Consider the following 19,556-nt stretch of genomic DNA (forward strand, 5'->3'; position numbering starts at 1 on the left):
ACTTACACAGTATTTAGTAAGAACTGTCGTTCCCAGCTGGAAATGACATTTTTATAATTTTCGTAATCGGTTTTTCTGGTTTCGGTAAACCCCTGGACAAAACGCTCACCCAAAAACTCATTAATTTTTGCACTGTTTATCATTTGGGATAATGCCGCATCGATATTTAACGGTAAGGTTGTTGAACGGGTTTTGTTGCATTTAGTTAATGTCTGTTCGGACGGCTCAAGTTTCTCAATCATTCCCAGATAACCGCACAACAAGCTGGCAGCAATAGCCAGGTATGGATTAGAGTCGGCACCAGGCAATCTGTTTTCAATTCGACGAGCTTGCACTGGCGATTCAGGCACCCGCAATCCAACGGTGCGGTTCTCTAATCCCCATTGCAAATTTACCGGAGCGGCGATGCCGGCAACAAATCGTTTGTAGGAATTTACATTCGGCGCATAGATAGCCATGACGTCAGGTGTGTAGGTTTGTAAACCGCCGATAAAATGATGAAATAGCTCGGTATCACCTTCTTCTGTTGCAAAGATGTTTTGTCCGGTCGTGGCATCCACCACACTTTGATGAATATGCATTGCGCTACCCGGTTGCCCACTGATGGGTTTAGCCATAAAGGTAGCGGTAAAACCGTGTCTTTTGGCCGCTTCTTTGACCATGCGCTTAAACACAAAGACCTGATCGGCCATCATCAGCGGATCACCGTGAACCAAATTAAATTCAAATTGAGCACGGCCTTCTTCATGTACAACCGCATCCAGACGCAGCTGCATTTGCTCAGCCCATTGGTAGACGTCATTAATGAATGGGGCGAACTCATCCGTGGCTTCGATGCCAAACGATTGTCGGCCAATTTCCTGATAACCTGAACGACCTTGTGGTGGTTGCAAAGGTTGGTTTGGGTCGGTGCATTTGGCGGTCAGATACAATTCCATTTCCGGAGCGATTATCGGTTGCCAGTTTTGTTGCTGATAAAGCTTTAAAACTCTTTTAAGTACGTTTCGTGGCACCAGATCAAATTCATGTCCAAGGTGAGAATATCCGTCGTGGATTATCATGGCGGTCGGTTTCTTTGCCCAAGGCAAAACGTAACAGCCATGTTCAACCGGTTTAAGGATCATATCCATATCCCGCTCATCAATCAGTGAAAACAAGATATTGTCTTCGATAAGATCGCCACTACCAGCCATCAACATCGCACCTTCTGCTAGTTTCACCTTAGCGCCATCAATAAAGCTGGATACTGGCAGGGTTTTTCCTCGAGCAACACCGGTTTGATCGCTGGTGACACATTGCACTTCTTCAATCTTATGGTCGATTAGCCATTGTTTAATGTTATCCATGGTTATTTTTTACCTGTTGTCGATGTTGGCAAGCTTGTCCGAAAGCAGAAAATAGCTTGCGACTGTATACGTTGTTGTGAAATTTCCATTCCGGGTGCCATTGCACGGCAAGTGCAAACGCCTTTGATTGTTGCACCGAGAACGCCTCGATTAAGCCATCTGGTGCGACCGCTTCCGAAATAAGACCTGGCGCTAACTCTTTAACGCCTTGAGTGTGTAGGGAGTTAACGTCAATGCTGGTGTTGTTAAATAACGTCTGCAGCTGACCATCGGGATTTAACTCAATCGCGTGAGCACTATCGTATTGCTCATGCAAAGACTGGTTTTTATCTTCCCGGTGTTCGATATATTGTCCGTTTTCGTGAATTTTTTGGATTAAGGTGCCACCCAAAGCGACATTCATTTCTTGAAAGCCGCGGCAAATCCCTAATATCGGGACCCCGGCATCAAGGGCCATCGTGACTAACGGTAACGTGGTATTGTCACGTTCGTTATCCAATTTAGTCTCAGGATCTGGAGTCTCACCCTGGTAGTGTTCTGGATTTACCATGGAATAACCCCCCGTAAGTAGTATCCCGTCCAGAGTATGAATGAGCTGCTCTAGCTGTTGTAAATCTCCCAGTGCTGGGATTAATACGGGCGTACAGTTACTGCCATTGACGATGGCATTTACGTACTTATGGCCAGCGACATGGAATGGGTGCGGGCCGATAATTTCCATATCACAGACAACACCGACAAGCGGTTTGGCAGGACACGGTTTACCTTGTTTTGTCATAAATTATCGATTTAATCGCTAAGTGTTCAATTTAATACACACTAGCACAGTATTTCTACCCGAGTCGAGATGTTATGTGTAGAAAATTAAACAAAATTGAGGTTTTTTAGCGACAATAAAAAAACAATTTGGACCTCTATGTCTGGGTGATAAATCCATGGAATTAGGATCTATAAGCATCGTTTTGGTTACGTTAGCGGCCAACACTCTTGGTAATCGTAAATCGATACTTAATTACCGAAAGCAAAAAGTGGCAATAAAAAACCGGAGACTATGCATAGCCTCCGGTTGTTATCATTGGGAGAATGATAATGGTTTGATTAGAAAGATTTACCAATACTGAATACTAAGGTTTCATCACCTTCGCCAGTTTCAACGTCTAGTTCTTCTGAATTGACGATAAGTGCTACGCCCAAATCAAAACCAGCCACTTCAGTACCGTAACCGACTTCAAGGTAGTCGCCGTCAAAATCTTTACCGAAGGTACCGTAAGTACCGTAGAAACCTTCATGCTCTAAGGTTACAGATAAAAAGTCATAGTCTGACTCTGGGATGCCCAGACCCGCATCGTCTTCGTGAGTACCGAAGTTATATGATGCAGAGAAGAATCCGAAGCTAAAGCCTAAGTTAACTTCATTGTATGCAGAATCAAAATCACCAGTATATTGATACGTAGTTACGCCTGCGCTTAAACCTAAACCATTGTCGAATTCAAAACCGTATCCGCCGTAAAAATCGATTTCAATACCGTCTTGAACGTCAGCCGCCCAGGTACCGACATAGAAACCACCGGCTTCATAATCCACACCAGCACTGGCCGAAGCCGTATAAGTCTGTGCGATACCACGGAAGAAATATTGTGATACAACACCGGCATTTGCACTAAATTCTGCTGAAGCAGAAGTGGATACGGTCATCATACATGCCGCTGAAACAGCTAGCGCAGCTTTATTCATTAGTTTCATTTTTATTCCTTAGATTTATTATGACTAAATTGTTGTTTTTTATTGTTATTGACGTTTATGTTTCAACTATTGTGCCAATTCGAATAATTATTCTACATTTGTTCTTTATGCCGCGTTTTCTATAAGGTTATGAAAATGTAAGGCCGTGGTTAATGAGCCATTTTCGAAAAGAGGTTCAGGGATGTTGCACTATTGTTGGGCGTGTTTTTCTCTGATGGTGCAAAGCGTTTTTCTTTTCATTAACCTCGTATTTGGTTAAAGTAGCGCATGAATTTAAAGGGGGTAAAAATGCCAGATTATTTAATTGCTCCGTCTATCTTGTCAGCGGATTTTGCCCGACTTGGCGAAGACGTGTCAGCCGTGCTTGATGCTGGCGCTGATGTTATCCATTTCGATGTAATGGATAATCATTTTGTACCCAATTTAACCGTCGGTCCCATGGTATGCAAAGCGCTAAGAGATTATGGCGTTAGTGCACCAATCGATGTGCACTTGATGATCGAGCCTGTTGACGCTCTGATACCTCCTTTTGCTAAAGCCGGCGCGGATATCATTACCTTTCATCCAGAGGCGAGTGATGATATTGGTGCGACGATAGCACTTATCAAAGCAAATGGTTGTAAAGCGGGTCTGGTGTTGAACCCATTGACGCCCCTAGAAGCTGCAATGCCTTTTATTCAGGATATTGATGTATTGTTATTGATGTCGGTTAATCCCGGTTTTGGTGGACAGTCTTTTATCCCACAAACACTGGATAAAATTCGACAGGCAAGAGCCTTGTTCGATAAACACGGCTTAACGATTAAACTGGAAGTCGATGGTGGCATAAATCTGGATAATATTGCAGATGTGGCAGCAGCCGGGGCTGATATGTTTGTCGCCGGTTCGGCGATATTTGCCAGCAAGGATTATCACGCAACCATTACACAGATGCGTTCGAAATTAGCGCAACTTGAAACTATTTAAATTTGATTGAACGGCACAAGCGAGTGCTGATGTGAAGGAAAATTATGTCAAAACCTGTTGTATTAAGTGGCTGTCAGCCATCAGGTGAATTAACCATAGGTAACTATCTTGGAGCGTTACGTCAATGGGTTGCGATGCAAGACGATCATCAATGTTTTTATTCGTTGGTAGATTTGCATGCAATCACCGTACGTCAGGACCCAAAGGCATTGCGCAATGCCTGTTTAGGTGGTCTGGCGTTATACCTGGCGTGTGGTGTTGATCACGAAAAAAGCACGATTTTCGTGCAATCACACGTTCCAGAGCATTCGCAATTGGCCTGGATATTAAATTGCTATACGCAAATGGGTGAGCTTAACCGTATGACGCAGTACAAGGATAAGTCACAAAAGGCGGAAGCGAATATGAACGCCGGCCTATTTACTTATCCGGTACTTATGGCGGCCGACATTTTACTCTATCAGGCAAACCGGGTTCCGGTTGGCGATGATCAGAAACAGCATCTTGAATTAGCGCGCGATATTGCCAATCGTTTTAATAATATTTATGGCGACACTTTTGCGGTACCGGACCCCTATATCCCTGAATTTGGTGCCCGGGTGATGAGCTTGCAAGAGCCGACTAAAAAAATGTCTAAGTCAGATACCAATCCTGGTAACTTTATTGGTCTATTAGAAGATCCGAAGAAAATCACCAAGAAAATTAAACGAGCGGTGACCGATTCTGACGAACAGGCCCGTATCTATTTTGATGTTCAGGAAAAGCCTGGGGTGTCTAACCTGTTATCTTTGTTGTCTTGTGCAACAGGAAAAACGGTTGAGCAGCTTGTTCCTGATTATGAAGATAAAATGTATGGCCATTTGAAAGGTGATGTTGCCGAAGCGGTTGTTGCCATGCTGGCGCCAATTCAGGAAAGGTTCCATCAGTATCGACAAGACCAGGCTTTTCTCGATGAGGTGATGCGCAAAGGTGCCGATAAAGCATCTGCCCAGGCATCTTCCGTATTGGCTAAGGTATATGATGCGGTAGGATTTATCGCTCGCCCTTAACTACAGACCCATACGCCGATTGAAAATCGTGTCACAATAAAAAGCCACCTGGAAGGTGGCTTTTTGTTTTTGTCGACGAATTGATATCAGTCTTGCTGTTTTTCCTGAGCGGCTTGCTTGGTATTTGTAAACAAGTCGTCACTTCTGTTCACGTACGCTTGCGTTGTATCGCCAGAGGTTAACAAGAATCCCGGTGTCATAATTTGTCCGTTGTATTCCGGATATGGAGTGAAATCAGGTTCATCCCCGGCATTAACTAACAGAACACCACCATAGATTAACGCGGTTAATCCACCAGCGAATTTGAATCGTCGCGCCGGTTTTTGATGCAGAGCAATATAGAAATTGAACCAGAATAAGGCAAACGTCAGCAACGCGGCCATGCCAAATATTAACCATTCAACGGATATCGCATCGGAGGTATTAAATCCAAATAGCGCTTCGAAAAAGTCCGTAACCCAAAACAGACTGACAATGATAAATGTCACACCGATTTGACTTCGCAAGCGTGCTTCATGCTTATTAATAAATGCGATAAACGCAAAAACTAATGCCCATATAGGGATCAGCAAACTCTCGATCAGGGAGTCCATAAATAATTTCGAATAGGATATTTCCCGGACATCGATATTGATGTAATTAAAAAAGGCACTAATGAGGGTATATGCGAGCATCAAAGCCAAAATCACCCACCACTGACCACTAAACTCAACAAAATGCTCCATTCTGGAGAATTTCACGCTCTCGGCGACAGGGTGACTTGGCGATAAAAATTTTAACAAACTTTTACCAACACGGATCACGTCTCCGGAATTGAGCTTTTGTTCTTGCTCCATTGGCTTGCCAGAACCATTCACACTGCCATTGAGTGTTTGTAAATCCCGCACATACCATTGCTGTTCTTCATTATCGAATCGCAGTTGCAGGTGCTCGGCACAGACGTGAGGATCTGAAAGTATCAGGTCATTTTGATAACCGCGACCGATTTGCAGGTTGTCGCCCTGATATTTATGACGACCAATCAGCTTATTTCCACGGCTGATCTGTTCAATAATTAATTCCATTGGCTAGCCTCCATAAAACGTTTCGTAAAGGATTGCGCTAATGGTTGATTAACACCGGCAAGCGTAAAGTGGCTTACCAGAGCCTGGTTGGCTTTATCGACAGAGGCAGCTAAAAACATGATGTCATACAAGCCCTGATATTTCTTATAGGCGCGCACACACATAATGGATTTATTGGTCAACGTATTATTGCTGTTGTGGGTAATGTCATGTTGACATTCAAATTCCGTCACATCATCTTTGCCAGCTTGATTATCCGCTGCTGCCTGGGTAATAGACGACTTATAGTTTTGATAAAAACGCCAGCTACTGATGTCATCGCCTTCAAAGTAATGAAATTCCATGGACACTTTGCCGGTATTGAAACTATCGGAAATATAGACGCTCTCTTCCATTTGACACTGAGTTATTGCCTGAAATAACAGATCATCAGGACGATCTGCATTGGAATTACCCCAACAACGAATAAAGTCCACACCCGTCTCCGGTATGCTGGCTTTAGCAAACGATTTGCTTTTCCATGGCGTGGCCAGAATGGAGGTTATTAGCTTGCTTTGGTTGGCTTCGAGTTGCTCGGTGATTTGCTCGTTAATCGTTTTCTCAACCTGAACATCAAATTGATTGATCAATTGTGCCAGCTTTTCATGGGGGATCAAAAAGCCTATTTGGTTGCCAGATGTCGCAACGTTAATGCCAACTACGTCACCAACGGCGTTGACCACGGGGCCACCACTCATCCCAGGGTTTACCGAACCGGTAAAATGAATACGGTCATTGAACGCTTCTTTTTTCAGACCATTATAGGTACCCGGAACGACGATCATGCCAAGATCATGGGGGTTGCCGAGAGAATAAAGCTGTTCACCTTTTTGTGGAGTACGTTCGGATACAATAAAGTGCAGCGGTTGTGGATTGTCTTCGTGCAACACAATCGCCAAATCATTAATGACGTCGACGGTTTGTAAGCTTAATTGACCGGTATTGCCTTGATGATCTTCATACTCGATGATGTACTTTTCCGGATGTTGGGCATAACCGGAAATCACATGGTAATTAGTTGCAATATAACCGTTTTCACCTATTTGAAAACCACTCCCGATACCTGACTTTTCACCAGTAGCTTTGTCGATAATTCGAATTTGATAGAGGGCTGGCGCCATATCGGCAAAAATTTGCTCAGCATTTTCATTGGCTCTGCTGAGCGTACTGCTTAATATCAGCAATAGCAGAACGACAACTCGCATTCTTCTTCCTTCATAATTGTTTCAGCTATTGTGCCATTAATAAGCAGGCCTGCAAAGTTGATAATTTAGGAAAAATAATCGGTTTTTTTTTGAGCAAATTGAATTTTTTACTTTTCTGTTTGTCTACTCGCTTAGAAGGGTAAGTTGACAATAAACTAACGCGATTACTAGGTTAATCGTTGCAAGTCACTCACATAAAAAAGAAATTATTTATTCACAAATGAATAATTTGATGTCATATTCTGTTTCTTTTTTGCGCGCAATATTGTAATTTTGTACAAATTAAGCGCGATTTAACGCCCCCGTGAATAAAAACAATAGTGGTTGGAGTAGTCATGAAATATACCCTGAGTTTTGGTTATATTAATATCATTAGTGACAATATTGCTGAAGTTCTGGTGGACGAAGGCGTCGTAATGACCTTAGAAATGTGTGAAGAATATGATGAGTTTCTATTGAGTCATTTTCATGGTCCTTTTGCGGTGCTAGTGAATCGTATCCACAATTATACTATGACGTATGAAACGCGCTTGCACATCGCTTCTCATGAAGATTTGGTGGCAATCGGTGTGGTTTCTTACACCAAGCAAGATTCTGAAGATGTAGTGAAATTGGTTGAGTTGCGAAAAGTCGACAAGCTAAATTTGCGCGAGTTTCATGGGCTTGATTTAGGCCGGGGCAAAGCCATTGCCTGGCTTGAGCGAGAGCTGTCAACGGTGTATTCCGATATTTGATGTTCCAGAATTGTATGGAATAGAAAAGCGCTGATATCAGCGCTTTTTTTATGCGCCATCGTTTAACGACATGGTTAGCTGCATATTGCACAGGCCAATTTCTGAAGGCTATTGTCCATTTATCCATTTGTCCATTTGTCCATTTGTCCATTTGTCCATTTGTCCATTTGTGCATAGGTATAGATAATTGGTCTGACACCTCATTTTAAATTTTTTGTCATCGCAACATGACTTTTTATCTAAACTTCACATCACGTTAATCACGTGATTTTTAGGTTATTGTCAATGCAATTTTCTACCTATCGATTACATAAGAGTTCCTTAATTTTAAAAATTGTAAATATATTCAGGTGGTTACGGTTTATTTTTTTCGTCACCTTATAGAGTTTGTATTATTTTTGAGCTAAGGTGAATTTACTTTGACATGAATATGCGGTTTTCAAAGTTAGCCCCATAAAATCACAATATTAAATTTAAGTTAATTTAAGGAATGTCGTCATGTTTAAAAAGTTTACTGTGTCCGCAATCGGACTTTCGGTGCTAAGTGCATTGAGCACTGCGGCACATGCCGAACGCGTAATCATTCAGGTTGATAACCCAAATAAAGGTGTAGTAAAGGCTCTAGCTAAGCAACTTGGTGGTGAAATTAAAGTTGATGGTAAGAACTTCATCGCTGCAGATTTTGCTGGTAAGGATGTATCTGAAATTCGCGGTTTGTTAAATAACCCGCATGTAAAACTGGTAGAAGTGGATCAAAAGCGTAAGCTTTTCGCAGCCTACAATGATGATGCGGGTAATCCTCAAACCCAACAAATTACGCCTTACGCCGTTTATCAGTCACAAGCTGATCAGGTGGCATTTGACGCATCTGCTGGTATGAAGGTGTGTGTAATCGATTCCGGTCTGGATATTAGCAATAATGATTTCAACTGGGCAGATATCACCGGTGATAATGACTCAGGTACGGGTAACTGGTTCGACGCTGGCGGCGCTCACGGTACTCATGTTGCCGGTACCGTTGGTGCTGCGGATAATAACTTCGGTGTTGTCGGTATGGCTCCGGGCGTACCTATGCATATCATTAAAGTATTCAATGCCGATGGCTGGGGATACTCATCAGATTTGGCCCATGCAACTGACCTTTGTGCTCAGGCCGGCGCGAACATTATCAATATGAGTCTTGGCGGTGGCGGTACCAGTACCGCGGAATCGAACGCTTTTGAGAATTTTGTTGCTAATGGTGGTTTAGTGGTAGCCGCTGCGGGTAACGATGGTAATGCTGTTCGCTCATATCCTGCAGGTTATACCTCTGTAATGATGATCGGTGCTAATGATGCCGATAATAATATTGCCGATTTCTCACAGTTCCCAAGCTGTGAAACCGGTCGTGGAAAAAACGTTCGTACCGATGAAACTATCTGTGTTGAGGTTACCGCTGGTGGTGTAGATACCTTATCTACTTACCCTGCAGGTACTGCGGCAGCGAGTACAGTGTCTTTAGATGGCAGTGGTTATGCATCTTCCGGTATGGAAAACTTTGGTAGTGCCTCTGGTGCCACTTACTTTATGGGTACAGCTGAAGCGGTTGACGCTGGTGCAGACGGTAAAGTCTGTTTGATTGATCGCGGCAATATCAGCTTCTTTGATAAGGCTAAAAACTGTGAAGATTCAGGTGGTGTCGGTGCCATTATTATCAACAACGAACCAGGTATGCTTTTCGGTACGTTAGGAGAAACCAATACTACGACGATTCCTGTCGTTGGAACCGCATTAGAAGATCGTGCCGCAATCTTAGCTGCAGCGAATGCAGATGTTGATATTTTTGCAACCGATTATGGCTATATGAGCGGTACGTCAATGGCAACACCTGCCGTTGCTGGGTTAGCCGCATTAGTATGGTCTAACTACCCGGAGTGTAGTGGTGAGGATATTCGTGCTGCGTTTAAAGCGACAGCGGAAGATTCTGGCGCAGCCGGTAATGATGTTTACTTCGGCTACGGTATCGTAAAAGCCAAAGCGGCTTATGATTACCTTGCAGCAAGTGCTTGTGGAGATACCGGTGGTCCTGGCGGTGGTGATATTTCATTAAGCGCTAATGGTTATAAGAGCCGTGGTCTTCAGGTTGTTGATTTGAACTGGCAAGGTACCAGTGCTGCGAATGTTGATGTATACCGCGATAATTCAGTAGTTTTCAGCGGTGCTGATTCAGGCGCTTATACCGATAATATCGGTGTTAAAGGTGGCGGTAGTTACACTTATAAGGTCTGTGAGCAGGGTACTTCAACTTGTTCTTCAGAAGTGAACGTGGTTTTCTAAGAAGAAATTTTTAGAATTTCACCATCAAAAAAGGAGCTTATGCTCCTTTTTTGATGTGTCTATTCAATTATCGCTGGTTTCATCTTCTCAGTTTGATATAAATTGAATCATAGGTGTTCGACCAAGAGACCGATAATGGCAGATCATTTTCGCAATTACTTACTCAAAAAACCGTTTACTGAAAAGCTATTTCCATTTGGCGATAACGTTGAAGTATACAAAGTAAAGGGCAAAATGTTTGCAACCCTGTCCCTTGGAAAAATGGGGAAGGGAGGAGAAGGTAACAACGCTCACTGGTGGATGAATCTCAAATGTGATCCCGACGAAGCGGTAATGCTTCGCGATATTTTTGCCTCAGTGATCCCCGGCTATCATATGAATAAGCGCTTGTGGAATACCGTGATCCTTGATGGCTCAATCCCTCAGGGAGAGATTGAACGGATGATCGATAATTCATTTAATCTGGTGGTGAGTAAAATGCCTCAAAAAGATCAACAGTCGATACGGCTTTACGAATTAATGGGACATCAATATTAACGCCTAACGATAAGCTAATTAACCACATTGCCTTTTGACGTTCCGTCTTGAGGTTTATTAAGCGTCTTAGCAATGTAAGTTTTTACGTTTTCGAACTCTTGGGCAACGTCTCCCCGAATTTTCGAGAATACGAGGTGATTTCGCTCCTGACTCGCGACAACCGTTAGCAGGTAGTTATCTACGCGAAATCTTTCAAAATCAACTTTGATAAATGTGCCACTTCTGTCAGGGTTAGGCTGTACCGAAACCAGCCCTCTGACATACTCTATGTTTGTCATATTCATATCACGAAAGTAGTCCAACATACTTTTTTCAAATTCTAATTTTGATTCAAGATTAATTAATAGTGATTTTAATTCCTGATCTTGAATAAGGCCGATATCGCCCGTGGCGATAAGTGATTTATATGTCCCCATTGATGCACTAATGGGTGGCATTTGAAACATCGACATTAACGCATTGCCGGCGCGTTCGGAGGTAGGTTCTAGGTTGTCTGTCGCGACCATGTCGATAACATAGTCCAGTTCTGATGCTTTGTTTTTATGAAATAATGCCATTGAGCTAACACTGTCAACATTATCGGAAAAGTCGCTGTAAAGTTGCTCAAGAATGACCTTTTCCTGCTGTTTGCTAACCCGGCCTTCATTCCAGCTATTCACTTGTATGGCGACAAAAATTCCAGACACAACGATAATAAAGTCAATGATTGCGGCTAACCAGTTTTGGTTTTTTAAGTGACTGATTATATTAGATGTTAGCATCAAATTGTCCCGATAATTTTATAACAACATTGAGTATAACCTACGGGTAAACAGATCTGACAATGTTGGCATCTGGTCTAATAGCAATCACATTAAATTATTGCTCATTCAGAGTGATTGCTATAAAGACTCAATCAATAAATATGATTCGCCACCAATACCAATACCGATTCACCGATAAAGCTAGGTTGTCTTTTATCCTTGTGTTTGTTGGATTTAGTGTATGCTAAGGTCAGTAATCTTCATTGATAATAAAAAGCCATAATATGAAAAAACTTCTCAATTCCGTCATTATTTTCTTTAGTTTCTCCACGTTTAATGTGTATGCGTTTGATGCTGCGGTTGCTATGCCGGATAGCTATAGTGCACAGGTTGCCAAAGACATACTGCAAGAGGGTGGTAATGCTATTGATGCGGCGATTGCGGCACAATTTGTACTTGCTGTTACGTTACCTGAAGCTGGGAATATTGGCGGTGGCGGATTCATGACGATTTTTCATGACGGGAAAGCCGACTTTTTAGATTATCGTGAAGTTGCGCCACTAGCGGCTTCGAGAGATATGTACTTAGACAAACAAAACAATGTTATCCCACATTTGTCTACGTTTAGTATTTTGTCTTCAGGTGTACCAGGTACTGTTGATGGTATGTGGCAGGCTCATAAAAAATATGGCTCAAAAACATGGCAGGAACTACTGGTACCTGCAATAAAGTTGGCGTCTGATGGCTTTGTTGTACACCCTGTTTTGGCAACAGGTACACAAACCACCATCCGTCGTTTTAAAGAGAATAACATTAACGTTAACTTTGCCGATTATTTTGGCGCAGTTGAAGCTGGAAAAGAGTTTAAGCAACCCGAGCTGGCAGCAACGCTTAAAAGAATTTCAGACAATGGTCGTGATGGCTTTTATCAGGGGGAAACGGCTCAAATCATTGCCCAATTTATGAAACATAATGACGGGATAATCACCGAAAAAGATCTTGCTAACTATCAGTCGAAATGGCGACAACCTATCCGGGAAACCTGGCGTGGTTATGACATTATCACGGCGCCACCACCAAGCTCTGGTGGTATTGCCATTATTCAGTGGCTGGCGATGTTTGATTTGCTCAAACAGGAAAAACCCATTGATCACAATAGTCAACGGTATATGCACATTCTTGCAGAAATTGGTAAACGAGTATTCGCGGATCGGGCTGAATACTTAGGCGACCCAGATTTTTATGATGTACCGACATCGAAGTTACTGGCAAAGCCTTATCTACAAAAACGAATCGCCGATATTACCGAAAATCGGATTTCAACCACCGAAACCATTAAACCAGGCTTAGATGAAAGTCGTGATACCACGCACTTCTCGATCATTGATAAATGGGGAAATGCGATTTCTAATACCACGACTATTAATTATACCTTTGGCAGCGGTATTGTTGTCGAAGGTGCCGGATTTATATTGAACGACGAGATGGATGACTTTAGCGCCAAGCCAGGTGCTGCAAATATTTTTGGTGCGGTAGGCGGTACGGCAAATGAAATTCAACCGAACAAACGTATGTTGTCTTCGATGGCGCCGACGATTTTACTAAATGAGGGTAAGGTTGAGATGGTTACCGGCTCTCCGGGTGGCACAACGATTATTACTTCGGTTTATCAATCTATTTTAAACGTCATTGAGTTTAATATGACCGCCGATCAAGCCGTGAATGCACCGAGATTTCACCATCAATTATTGCCGGAAAATGAAATCTGGCATTACAACGGGATAAATGCAGACGTACTTAGTGCATTGCAGGCAATGGGATATAAGGTGGTGCCAGATACGTTTGGTGATGTGCAGCTGATCATCAATCGGGGAAATGAACTAAGTGCGGCTTCAGAGAAAAATGCGTATTCACGCGGTGTGTCATTAGTTTTTGATTAACGCTGATATCTTTGCTGCCTAAGCGATTGTCACATGCCGATGGTCAACTCGCCAAAATAAAGCTGGGCCGATCGGCCCAGCTTTATCAATGTTGTGGCCATTAATCCAGTTGTTCCTCGAAAACCTCTTCAATTTTTAAGGTAAACAAACGCGCGATTTTAAACGCCAGCGGTAAACTGGGATCAAACTTTCCTTTTTCGATGGCGTTTATTGTTTGTCGTGATACATCAAGGTAGTTTGCCAAATCCGCCTGGGTCCAGTTGCGTTCGGCGCGTAGCACTTTTAATTTATTCTTCATGACAAGCGCTTCAATCCAATGAATAGTGAAATCATATAGGTGATTGCCATTAACATCATCAAATGAGAGATCTCGGCATCAGTGGCAATAACATTGGCAATATCCAGATTCGAGTAGGCAAACCCCAAAACCATGCCAACGCCTAACGTAATCCCCATCGATTGTAATTGCACTCTTTGTTGCATTTCGTCCAAGCCTGTTAAGTGCCTGGCGTTGGCGTAAATCATGCCAATCCCGATTAAGATATTTAATAAAATTGCCAGCACGCTATATAGCGTATCGTCCTGCCAGATTAGCTGTGGGCCCAAGGTTGCTAAAGCCATGGTTAACACCCAGGCCAGTGTCCAGATAGCGAGATTCCGAGTATTTTTCTTGTTGCGTGTTTGCCAATTTGACGACCGTGCCGAACTATTCATGTCTATCTCCTTTGTCAATAAGTAAAGTGAGCTTTACTATATTAAGGCTTAACCTGATTGTTATGTCAAGCTTGTTTTACTATTTGTCGCGTTTGGTTGATATTTAGGCGTGAGATTCTGTGCTAATCTATTACTCGCATTTACATACCTGAATGGGGCTATGAAATTGAAAGGAAAGAAAAAGACCTTGAATTGGGGGATCTTAAGCAGTGCTAAAATTGCGCGGGAAAAGGTCATCCCGGCATTAAAGAAATCGACTTTGGTCGGAAATATTACCCTGGCTTCGAGAAACCCTGACAATGCAAGGCATTGGGCAAACGAGCTAGGCATAAACGCTTGCACTGGCGACTATCAGGATTTACTTAACGATGCGGATATCGACATTATATACAACCCACTGCCAAATCATCTGCATGTACCGATGACCATTGCCGCGCTGCATGCCGGCAAACATGTGTTATGTGAAAAACCCATAGCCCTGACGAGCCAGCAATTACAACAGCTGATCGGTGTTGCTAATCAATATCCGGATTTGGCGGTCATGGAAGCGTTTATGTATCGTCATCATCCCCGATGGCAAATCGTGAAAAACCTTTTGGATTCGCAATACTTTGGCAAAGTCGGATATATCCATGTCACCTTTACGTATTTCAATCGAGATCCCAACAATGTAAGAAATCAATCCGGTATCGGCGGCGGTGCCCTATATGATATTGGTTGTTACTGTCTGGCCGTGGCGAGACTCTTGCTCGATAAAAAACCGAAACGAGTGATTGCAACCCAATGGATTGATGAGGATTTTCAAACCGACAAAATGACGTCAGGACTCATGGATTTTGGCGATGTTCAGGCCAGCTTTAATTGCGCAACGCAACTGGCAGCAGGTCAATATATTGAAATTCAATGTGAGCGAGGACGGATTCGTATTGATGAACCATTTGCGTTGGATGTGGCAGATACCGACATTTTGCTGTTCCCATCAGGGCAAGTTCAGGCAGAAAAAATATCGGTAGGGTATAACGATCATTATCTAACTCAGATTGATGACTACTCGAATGCACTATTGTCGCATCAGGCAGCCCCTTATGATCTCGCAGATGCACAAACGATAATGGCACTGATTGAAGCTATGCAGCAAAGCCACACCAATCAGCGCTGGCAAAATATTAGTTAGCCGGGCATCGTGTAATTGTCGGCTCGCCAGCGATGACAAATAGTGTAGCGCGAAGGCAAAAGGATTTAGCGCTTTGCGAGAATCAGAATGAGAACGCCATTTTGAAAATGACGGTGCACTAGCTTGCTACTGACACGAGTCGAGAACTCAATTTTGTGTTCGATGGTTCGGTTTGCAAAATTTGCATCGGTCTTTAAGCCCGATTTTGTCCTGGAATGCAACATGTGTGGCGTTATCGTTGTCGACATTAAAATCGCTTTTTCATGAATCTGTATTCGAATGTTGTCCCGGACACTGCCTGGAAACTTAGCGATAACCTTATAATGATCCACAAACTCCTCTGTTTTTACATTCGGCTGCGCAGAGAGGTTATTGGAAATGGAGGCTAATTCGGGCATAGCGGCACGCCAGTCCCAGAATTCACTACCATTTGAAGATGTCATAATTGCTCCTTTTATTTTTTTCAGTTCCATCAGGTGATTGGGAGATAAAGAACAACAGATCACTTAACAGTTAATTTAGCAGAGATTTTATTTTTTACCTGCCATCGGGCCTGAATATGCAAAATTTTTTGGTTGTTTATTTGCTTCGTGAATTAATACTGTCGCCAGTAAGTGATCTGATCACTTATTTGTTTCGAATAATCTTTGACTACAGCAACTATAATTGCTGCCATCTGTCGAGAAAGAGATCTGAACATGATTAAAATACTTGTCGTGGTGACCAATCACGGAACGTTAGGGTCAACCGAAGAAACCAATGGCACCTATGCACCTGAGCTTACCCATGCGCTGGAAAAATTTTTCGCGGCAGGCTTTGGTTTTGATATCGCTTCTATAAACGGAGGGAAGGCACCTCTCTATGGGGAGGATACCGAGGGCGATAGCATTAACGCCATGATTCTTTCCCGTGAAGATGTACGCCGTAAGATTGCCAACACCCTGAAAATGGAAGAAGTAGATGTTGTTAATTACTCCGCGATTTTTTATCCAGGAGGCTTTGGCTTACTGTCTGACTTGGCAGAACACGTGGGGACAGCAAAAGCCACGGCACGCTTCTATGAGCAGGGCGGGTTGATTGGTGCGGTTTGTCACGGCCCAGCAGGATTGCTGCCGGTTACGCTTGCAAACGGAGAGTCACTGTTAGCGAAGCATGTGGTAACAGGTTTTACCCGGGAAGAGGAGGTAGAGTTTGGTACCATAGACAAAATCCCATTATTGCTTGAAGAAGCACTTACTCGCCGGGCGAGAAAATACGTGAAACGGGCACCCTGGAGCGAAAATGTCGTAATCGACGGTCAACTGATAACGGGTCAGAACCCTGCATCAGCTTCAAGCGTTGGTGAAGCTATGGTTAATAAAATTTTAGATTAACGTTAACATTCTGAAATTTGTGTTATTTATGTCTTGTATGTCGACTTTTTAAGCGAATTTTAGATTGTGTTTCTGAAACAATTTTTGTTACCTTAGGACGATAACTTTACTGTCTCGTTTCGCTGTACATTGAGACAAAGCGTCAAGGTAATAATAATGAAAACGAAACCCTGGATCGCTTTGCTTGGTATGTTTACCGTATCATGCGCGTCCACTATCGATGTCAAAGACATTCAGCCTTTGTCGGCTAATGCAACGTATAGCCCCTCATCTGAAGAAACCCTTATCTTCAAACGTTCGGCGCGATTGCATCAGCAGTTCCTCAATAAGGGGCTAATTCATAAAGAAAAATCTGCGAATCAATATTTGCAAAAGTTGGCCGCACAGGTTACTCCCCAGTTCACTCATCCGCAAATATCACTGCAGTTTTTTATCTTAAAAGAAGCGTCTGTGAATGCTTTTGCATTACCCAATGGTAATATTTACGTCAACGCGGGCTTAATTGCCAAATTTGAAAATGACGCCCAGTTAATATCGGTTTTAGCGCATGAAGTTGCGCACGTCACGCAGCGTCATGGGTTGAGAAGTTTAGTTGAAAGAAAAAACACTATCGTTTCTTCGCATGTTGCAGACTTAATGCTGTTCGGTACCGGCTTTGTCTATTACGCAACGCTAAATGAATTATCCCGATTCAGCCGTGATATGGAAAATGAGGCCGATGCAGTTGGCCTGGATTATTTCGCAAAAACCGAACATCCAATCCAGCAAAGTGTGCGGGTTCTAGAGCTTCTTGAAGAGGAAAGTCATGGCAAAGAGGATTTCTCGATTTGGAGTACCCACCCACAAACTCAAACTCGGATCGAAAATCTGTCTAAATTACACAGTAAATATACGGACTCAGATTCGTTAAGCGGTCCAGTATCAAAACCTAATGAACAGGATAATAGCTCCTATTTAGATTTTCGGGCTCCCATCGCCAAAAAAGCCATTCAAATTCGACTCAGATATAAACAATACGAGTTGGCGGAACGAGCGATTAATAATGAATTGCAATTTAATGATGCAGACCCGCACCTTCACTATCTGCTGGGGGAAGTCTATCGCTTGAAAGCCTCGGATAGTGAATCCTATGCGCGGGAACATGCCTGGTTAAATGATATCGATTTAGATGATGCAACGCTGTTTGTTGCATCGTTAAATCAGGATGAAATGTATAGCAAAGCTTCACAACATTATCGCCAGGCTGCAGTTCTTCAAGCTAATTATGCCGATGTGCTTAAAGGTCAAGGTTTGTTAGCTCTGAATCAAGGGGAAAAGGATATGGCAAAAATGTACCTTACCCAATATATACAGTCAGATTCGATTTCGGATCGCCGTTACATTCAATCGTTGTTAAATAATTTATAAGGATAACTATGTTCAACGTATTTAAAAAAATAATAATAGTCGCGGTAGCTCTTTGGGTTACTGGTTGTGCGCAAACCAGTGTTCGTCATCATCAGGATTTTGAAGAAGTAGCGAAAACGGTTTCAACGGTCGTTGTTTTACCTGCAGATGTTGAAGTTGAACTTCTGACATTTGATGGTGAGAATGAAATGCTTGAGGAAAAATCGACGCAAATTCGTAACAGCATTGACGCGATTGCGAAAGCAAAGCTTAAGGAAGAAAACCTTAATGTTATAGAATTTGATTTTGCCACTGAAATTGCGGCCAATGAAGATTTTGCTTACGCAATCACCACAGCCAAAGAAGCCTGGGGCAAAGCTAAAGAAGATATGTACCAAACTGGGTTTGTTGATGAGAAGAAGAAAGCCGAGTTTCAAACAAGTTTTGGTAGCGTATTGAATATCATCGCAGACAAAACCAACGCCGATGCTGTGTTGTTAATGCATTACTCTGGATTCGAAAAATCCGAAGGTTTAATTGCGAAAGATTTAGCATCAAGCGTTTTGGTCGGTGTGCTAACTATGGGTGCTGTCGTGCCTGTTCAGGCTACCTCGGGGTCGTTTATAGACGTCGCGTTAGTGGACGCGAATTCTGGCAAGGTTATTTGGGCCAATCGCAAGCCGGGTGCCACAACCGACGAAGTTCCAGCGTCCGTTGTGTTTAGCGAGCTACCGGATTTAGTTTGGAAATCTGAATTAACCAATACCCCTGAAGTCGCTTCAAAAAATGAAGAGATAAACGCTGACGAAGCGCCTCAAACCCCTTAGACCTAACATCTGTTTGCAGGTTGGTATCGACCAACCTGCAAATCTTAATATTGCCGCTTAAAATTCCCGTTATACTCATGTAAGGCCTTGAACATTACACCTTAGAGTTTTCAGGAGGCATCATGGCTACTCAACATGATATCGTAGAGCAACTTATCGCCGAACATCTTCAGCTTACCCAAAGAGCCGAGCAGGCAATGCTCAATGGTCATCCTCAGGAATGCGAAAACTGCCTTAATCAGGCCGAGCAGGTAAGGGAATATTTAGAAGCAGTAGAGATAGAGCTCGGCCATAGCTAGCCTAATACCAATCACATTAAGTTAGTGCACAACTCAGAGTTAGGGCAGAGGTTCAGTTACCACATAGATTTTATTGATATAGTCATTCTATATTAATGAAA

General features: G+C 42.8%; 20 protein-coding genes. 11 read left to right on the plus strand and 9 right to left on the minus strand.

Annotated features, from left to right (window positions below; translation table 11 throughout):
* Positions 1-2: 2 nt before the first annotated feature.
* The 3 genes from ACHUFQ_RS01070 to ACHUFQ_RS01080 all read right to left on the minus strand — a co-directional run bounded on the left by ACHUFQ_RS01070 (position 3) and on the right by ACHUFQ_RS01080 (position 3,089).
* Complete coding sequence (locus tag ACHUFQ_RS01070) at positions 3-1,346, minus strand: glutamine synthetase family protein (RefSeq protein WP_394172148.1); 1,344 nt, start codon at positions 1,344-1,346, stop codon at positions 3-5.
* Positions 1,339-2,124: a gamma-glutamyl-gamma-aminobutyrate hydrolase family protein gene (locus ACHUFQ_RS01075; RefSeq protein ID WP_394172150.1), complete on the minus strand. Its 786-nt coding sequence runs from the start codon at positions 2,122-2,124 to the stop codon at positions 1,339-1,341. Before ACHUFQ_RS01075 ends, ACHUFQ_RS01070 begins: the two co-directional genes overlap by 8 nt.
* Positions 2,125-2,444: 320 nt before the next feature.
* Positions 2,445-3,089 carry a TorF family putative porin gene (locus ACHUFQ_RS01080; protein WP_394172152.1) on the minus strand — a complete coding sequence of 215 codons (645 nt, stop codon included), beginning with the start codon at positions 3,087-3,089 and terminating at the stop codon, positions 2,445-2,447.
* A gap of 288 nt (positions 3,090-3,377) precedes the next feature.
* Here ACHUFQ_RS01080 and rpe point away from each other — a divergent pair, with 288 nt between their 5' ends.
* Together rpe and trpS are read left to right on the plus strand one after the other, a co-directional pair.
* Positions 3,378-4,055: a ribulose-phosphate 3-epimerase gene (gene rpe, locus ACHUFQ_RS01085; RefSeq protein ID WP_394172154.1), complete on the plus strand. Its 678-nt coding sequence runs from the start codon at positions 3,378-3,380 to the stop codon at positions 4,053-4,055.
* 44 nt (positions 4,056-4,099) lie between these two features.
* The gene (gene trpS / locus ACHUFQ_RS01090; protein WP_394172156.1) at positions 4,100-5,104 is read left to right on the plus strand and encodes a tryptophan--tRNA ligase; all 1,005 of its coding nucleotides are present in this window, start codon (positions 4,100-4,102) and stop codon (positions 5,102-5,104) included.
* Positions 5,105-5,190: 86 nt separating this feature from the next.
* Here the strand turns inward: trpS and ACHUFQ_RS01095 are convergent, their stop codons facing one another.
* Both ACHUFQ_RS01095 and ACHUFQ_RS01100 read right to left on the minus strand, forming a co-directional pair.
* Positions 5,191-6,168 carry an FHA domain-containing protein gene (locus ACHUFQ_RS01095; RefSeq protein WP_394172157.1) on the minus strand — a complete coding sequence of 326 codons (978 nt, stop codon included), beginning with the start codon at positions 6,166-6,168 and terminating at the stop codon, positions 5,191-5,193.
* Positions 6,159-7,412 carry a S1C family serine protease gene (locus tag ACHUFQ_RS01100; RefSeq protein ID WP_394172159.1) on the minus strand — a complete coding sequence of 418 codons (1,254 nt, stop codon included), beginning with the start codon at positions 7,410-7,412 and terminating at the stop codon, positions 6,159-6,161. Before ACHUFQ_RS01100 ends, ACHUFQ_RS01095 begins: the two co-directional genes overlap by 10 nt.
* Before the next feature lie 335 nt (positions 7,413-7,747).
* Here ACHUFQ_RS01100 and ACHUFQ_RS01105 point away from each other — a divergent pair, with 335 nt between their 5' ends.
* From ACHUFQ_RS01105 to ACHUFQ_RS01115, 3 genes are all read left to right on the plus strand, one after another.
* The gene (locus ACHUFQ_RS01105) at positions 7,748-8,146 is read left to right on the plus strand and encodes a hypothetical protein (protein ID WP_394172161.1); all 399 of its coding nucleotides are present in this window, start codon (positions 7,748-7,750) and stop codon (positions 8,144-8,146) included.
* A 498-nt stretch (positions 8,147-8,644) separates the two neighbouring features.
* Positions 8,645-10,462: a S8 family serine peptidase gene (locus tag ACHUFQ_RS01110; RefSeq protein ID WP_394172163.1), complete on the plus strand. Its 1,818-nt coding sequence runs from the start codon at positions 8,645-8,647 to the stop codon at positions 10,460-10,462.
* Positions 10,463-10,597: 135 nt separating this feature from the next.
* Positions 10,598-10,999, plus strand: a complete 402-nt coding sequence (locus ACHUFQ_RS01115) for an MmcQ/YjbR family DNA-binding protein (RefSeq protein ID WP_394172165.1) — start codon at positions 10,598-10,600, stop codon at positions 10,997-10,999.
* A gap of 14 nt (positions 11,000-11,013) precedes the next feature.
* On the opposite strand, the gene ACHUFQ_RS01120 is transcribed toward ACHUFQ_RS01115, so the two are convergent.
* Positions 11,014-11,760, minus strand: coding sequence for a hypothetical protein (locus ACHUFQ_RS01120; protein ID WP_394172167.1), 747 nt, complete (start codon positions 11,758-11,760; stop codon positions 11,014-11,016).
* 266 nt (positions 11,761-12,026) lie between these two features.
* Here ACHUFQ_RS01120 and ggt point away from each other — a divergent pair, with 266 nt between their 5' ends.
* Positions 12,027-13,682, plus strand: coding sequence for a gamma-glutamyltransferase (gene ggt, locus ACHUFQ_RS01125; RefSeq protein ID WP_394172169.1), 1,656 nt, complete (start codon positions 12,027-12,029; stop codon positions 13,680-13,682).
* A 100-nt stretch (positions 13,683-13,782) separates the two neighbouring features.
* Here the strand turns inward: ggt and ACHUFQ_RS01130 are convergent, their stop codons facing one another.
* On the minus strand, positions 13,783-13,980 hold the full coding sequence (locus tag ACHUFQ_RS01130; RefSeq protein WP_138321693.1) for a helix-turn-helix transcriptional regulator: 198 nt from the start codon (positions 13,978-13,980) through the stop codon (positions 13,783-13,785).
* Positions 13,977-14,396: a hypothetical protein gene (locus ACHUFQ_RS01135; protein ID WP_394172171.1), complete on the minus strand. Its 420-nt coding sequence runs from the start codon at positions 14,394-14,396 to the stop codon at positions 13,977-13,979. The genes ACHUFQ_RS01130 and ACHUFQ_RS01135 overlap by 4 nt, the downstream gene beginning before the upstream one ends.
* A 160-nt stretch (positions 14,397-14,556) precedes the next feature.
* Here ACHUFQ_RS01135 and ACHUFQ_RS01140 point away from each other — a divergent pair, with 160 nt between their 5' ends.
* A complete protein-coding gene (locus ACHUFQ_RS01140; protein ID WP_394172173.1) occupies positions 14,557-15,570 on the plus strand; it encodes a Gfo/Idh/MocA family protein in 1,014 nt (337 codons plus the stop codon).
* A gap of 65 nt (positions 15,571-15,635) precedes the next feature.
* Here the strand turns inward: ACHUFQ_RS01140 and ACHUFQ_RS01145 are convergent, their stop codons facing one another.
* Positions 15,636-16,013, minus strand: coding sequence for an Hsp20/alpha crystallin family protein (locus ACHUFQ_RS01145; RefSeq protein WP_394172175.1), 378 nt, complete (start codon positions 16,011-16,013; stop codon positions 15,636-15,638).
* Between the two features lie 255 nt (positions 16,014-16,268).
* Here ACHUFQ_RS01145 and ACHUFQ_RS01150 point away from each other — a divergent pair, with 255 nt between their 5' ends.
* The 4 genes from ACHUFQ_RS01150 (at position 16,269) to ACHUFQ_RS01165 (ending at position 19,455) form a co-directional block, all read left to right on the plus strand.
* Complete coding sequence (locus ACHUFQ_RS01150; RefSeq protein ID WP_394172177.1) at positions 16,269-16,943, plus strand: type 1 glutamine amidotransferase domain-containing protein; 675 nt, start codon at positions 16,269-16,271, stop codon at positions 16,941-16,943.
* Positions 16,944-17,099: 156 nt separating this feature from the next.
* The gene (locus ACHUFQ_RS01155) at positions 17,100-18,350 is read left to right on the plus strand and encodes a M48 family metalloprotease (RefSeq protein WP_394172178.1); all 1,251 of its coding nucleotides are present in this window, start codon (positions 17,100-17,102) and stop codon (positions 18,348-18,350) included.
* An 8-nt stretch (positions 18,351-18,358) separates the two neighbouring features.
* A complete protein-coding gene (locus tag ACHUFQ_RS01160) occupies positions 18,359-19,156 on the plus strand; it encodes a hypothetical protein (protein WP_394172180.1) in 798 nt (265 codons plus the stop codon).
* A gap of 122 nt (positions 19,157-19,278) precedes the next feature.
* On the plus strand, positions 19,279-19,455 hold the full coding sequence (locus ACHUFQ_RS01165) for a hypothetical protein (RefSeq protein ID WP_394172181.1): 177 nt from the start codon (positions 19,279-19,281) through the stop codon (positions 19,453-19,455).
* Positions 19,456-19,556: the final 101 nt, after the last annotated feature.

The organism is Thalassotalea litorea (genome assembly GCF_043642205.1).
In the GTDB taxonomy this organism is placed as follows: Bacteria; Pseudomonadota; Gammaproteobacteria; order Enterobacterales; family Alteromonadaceae; genus Thalassotalea_A; species Thalassotalea_A litorea.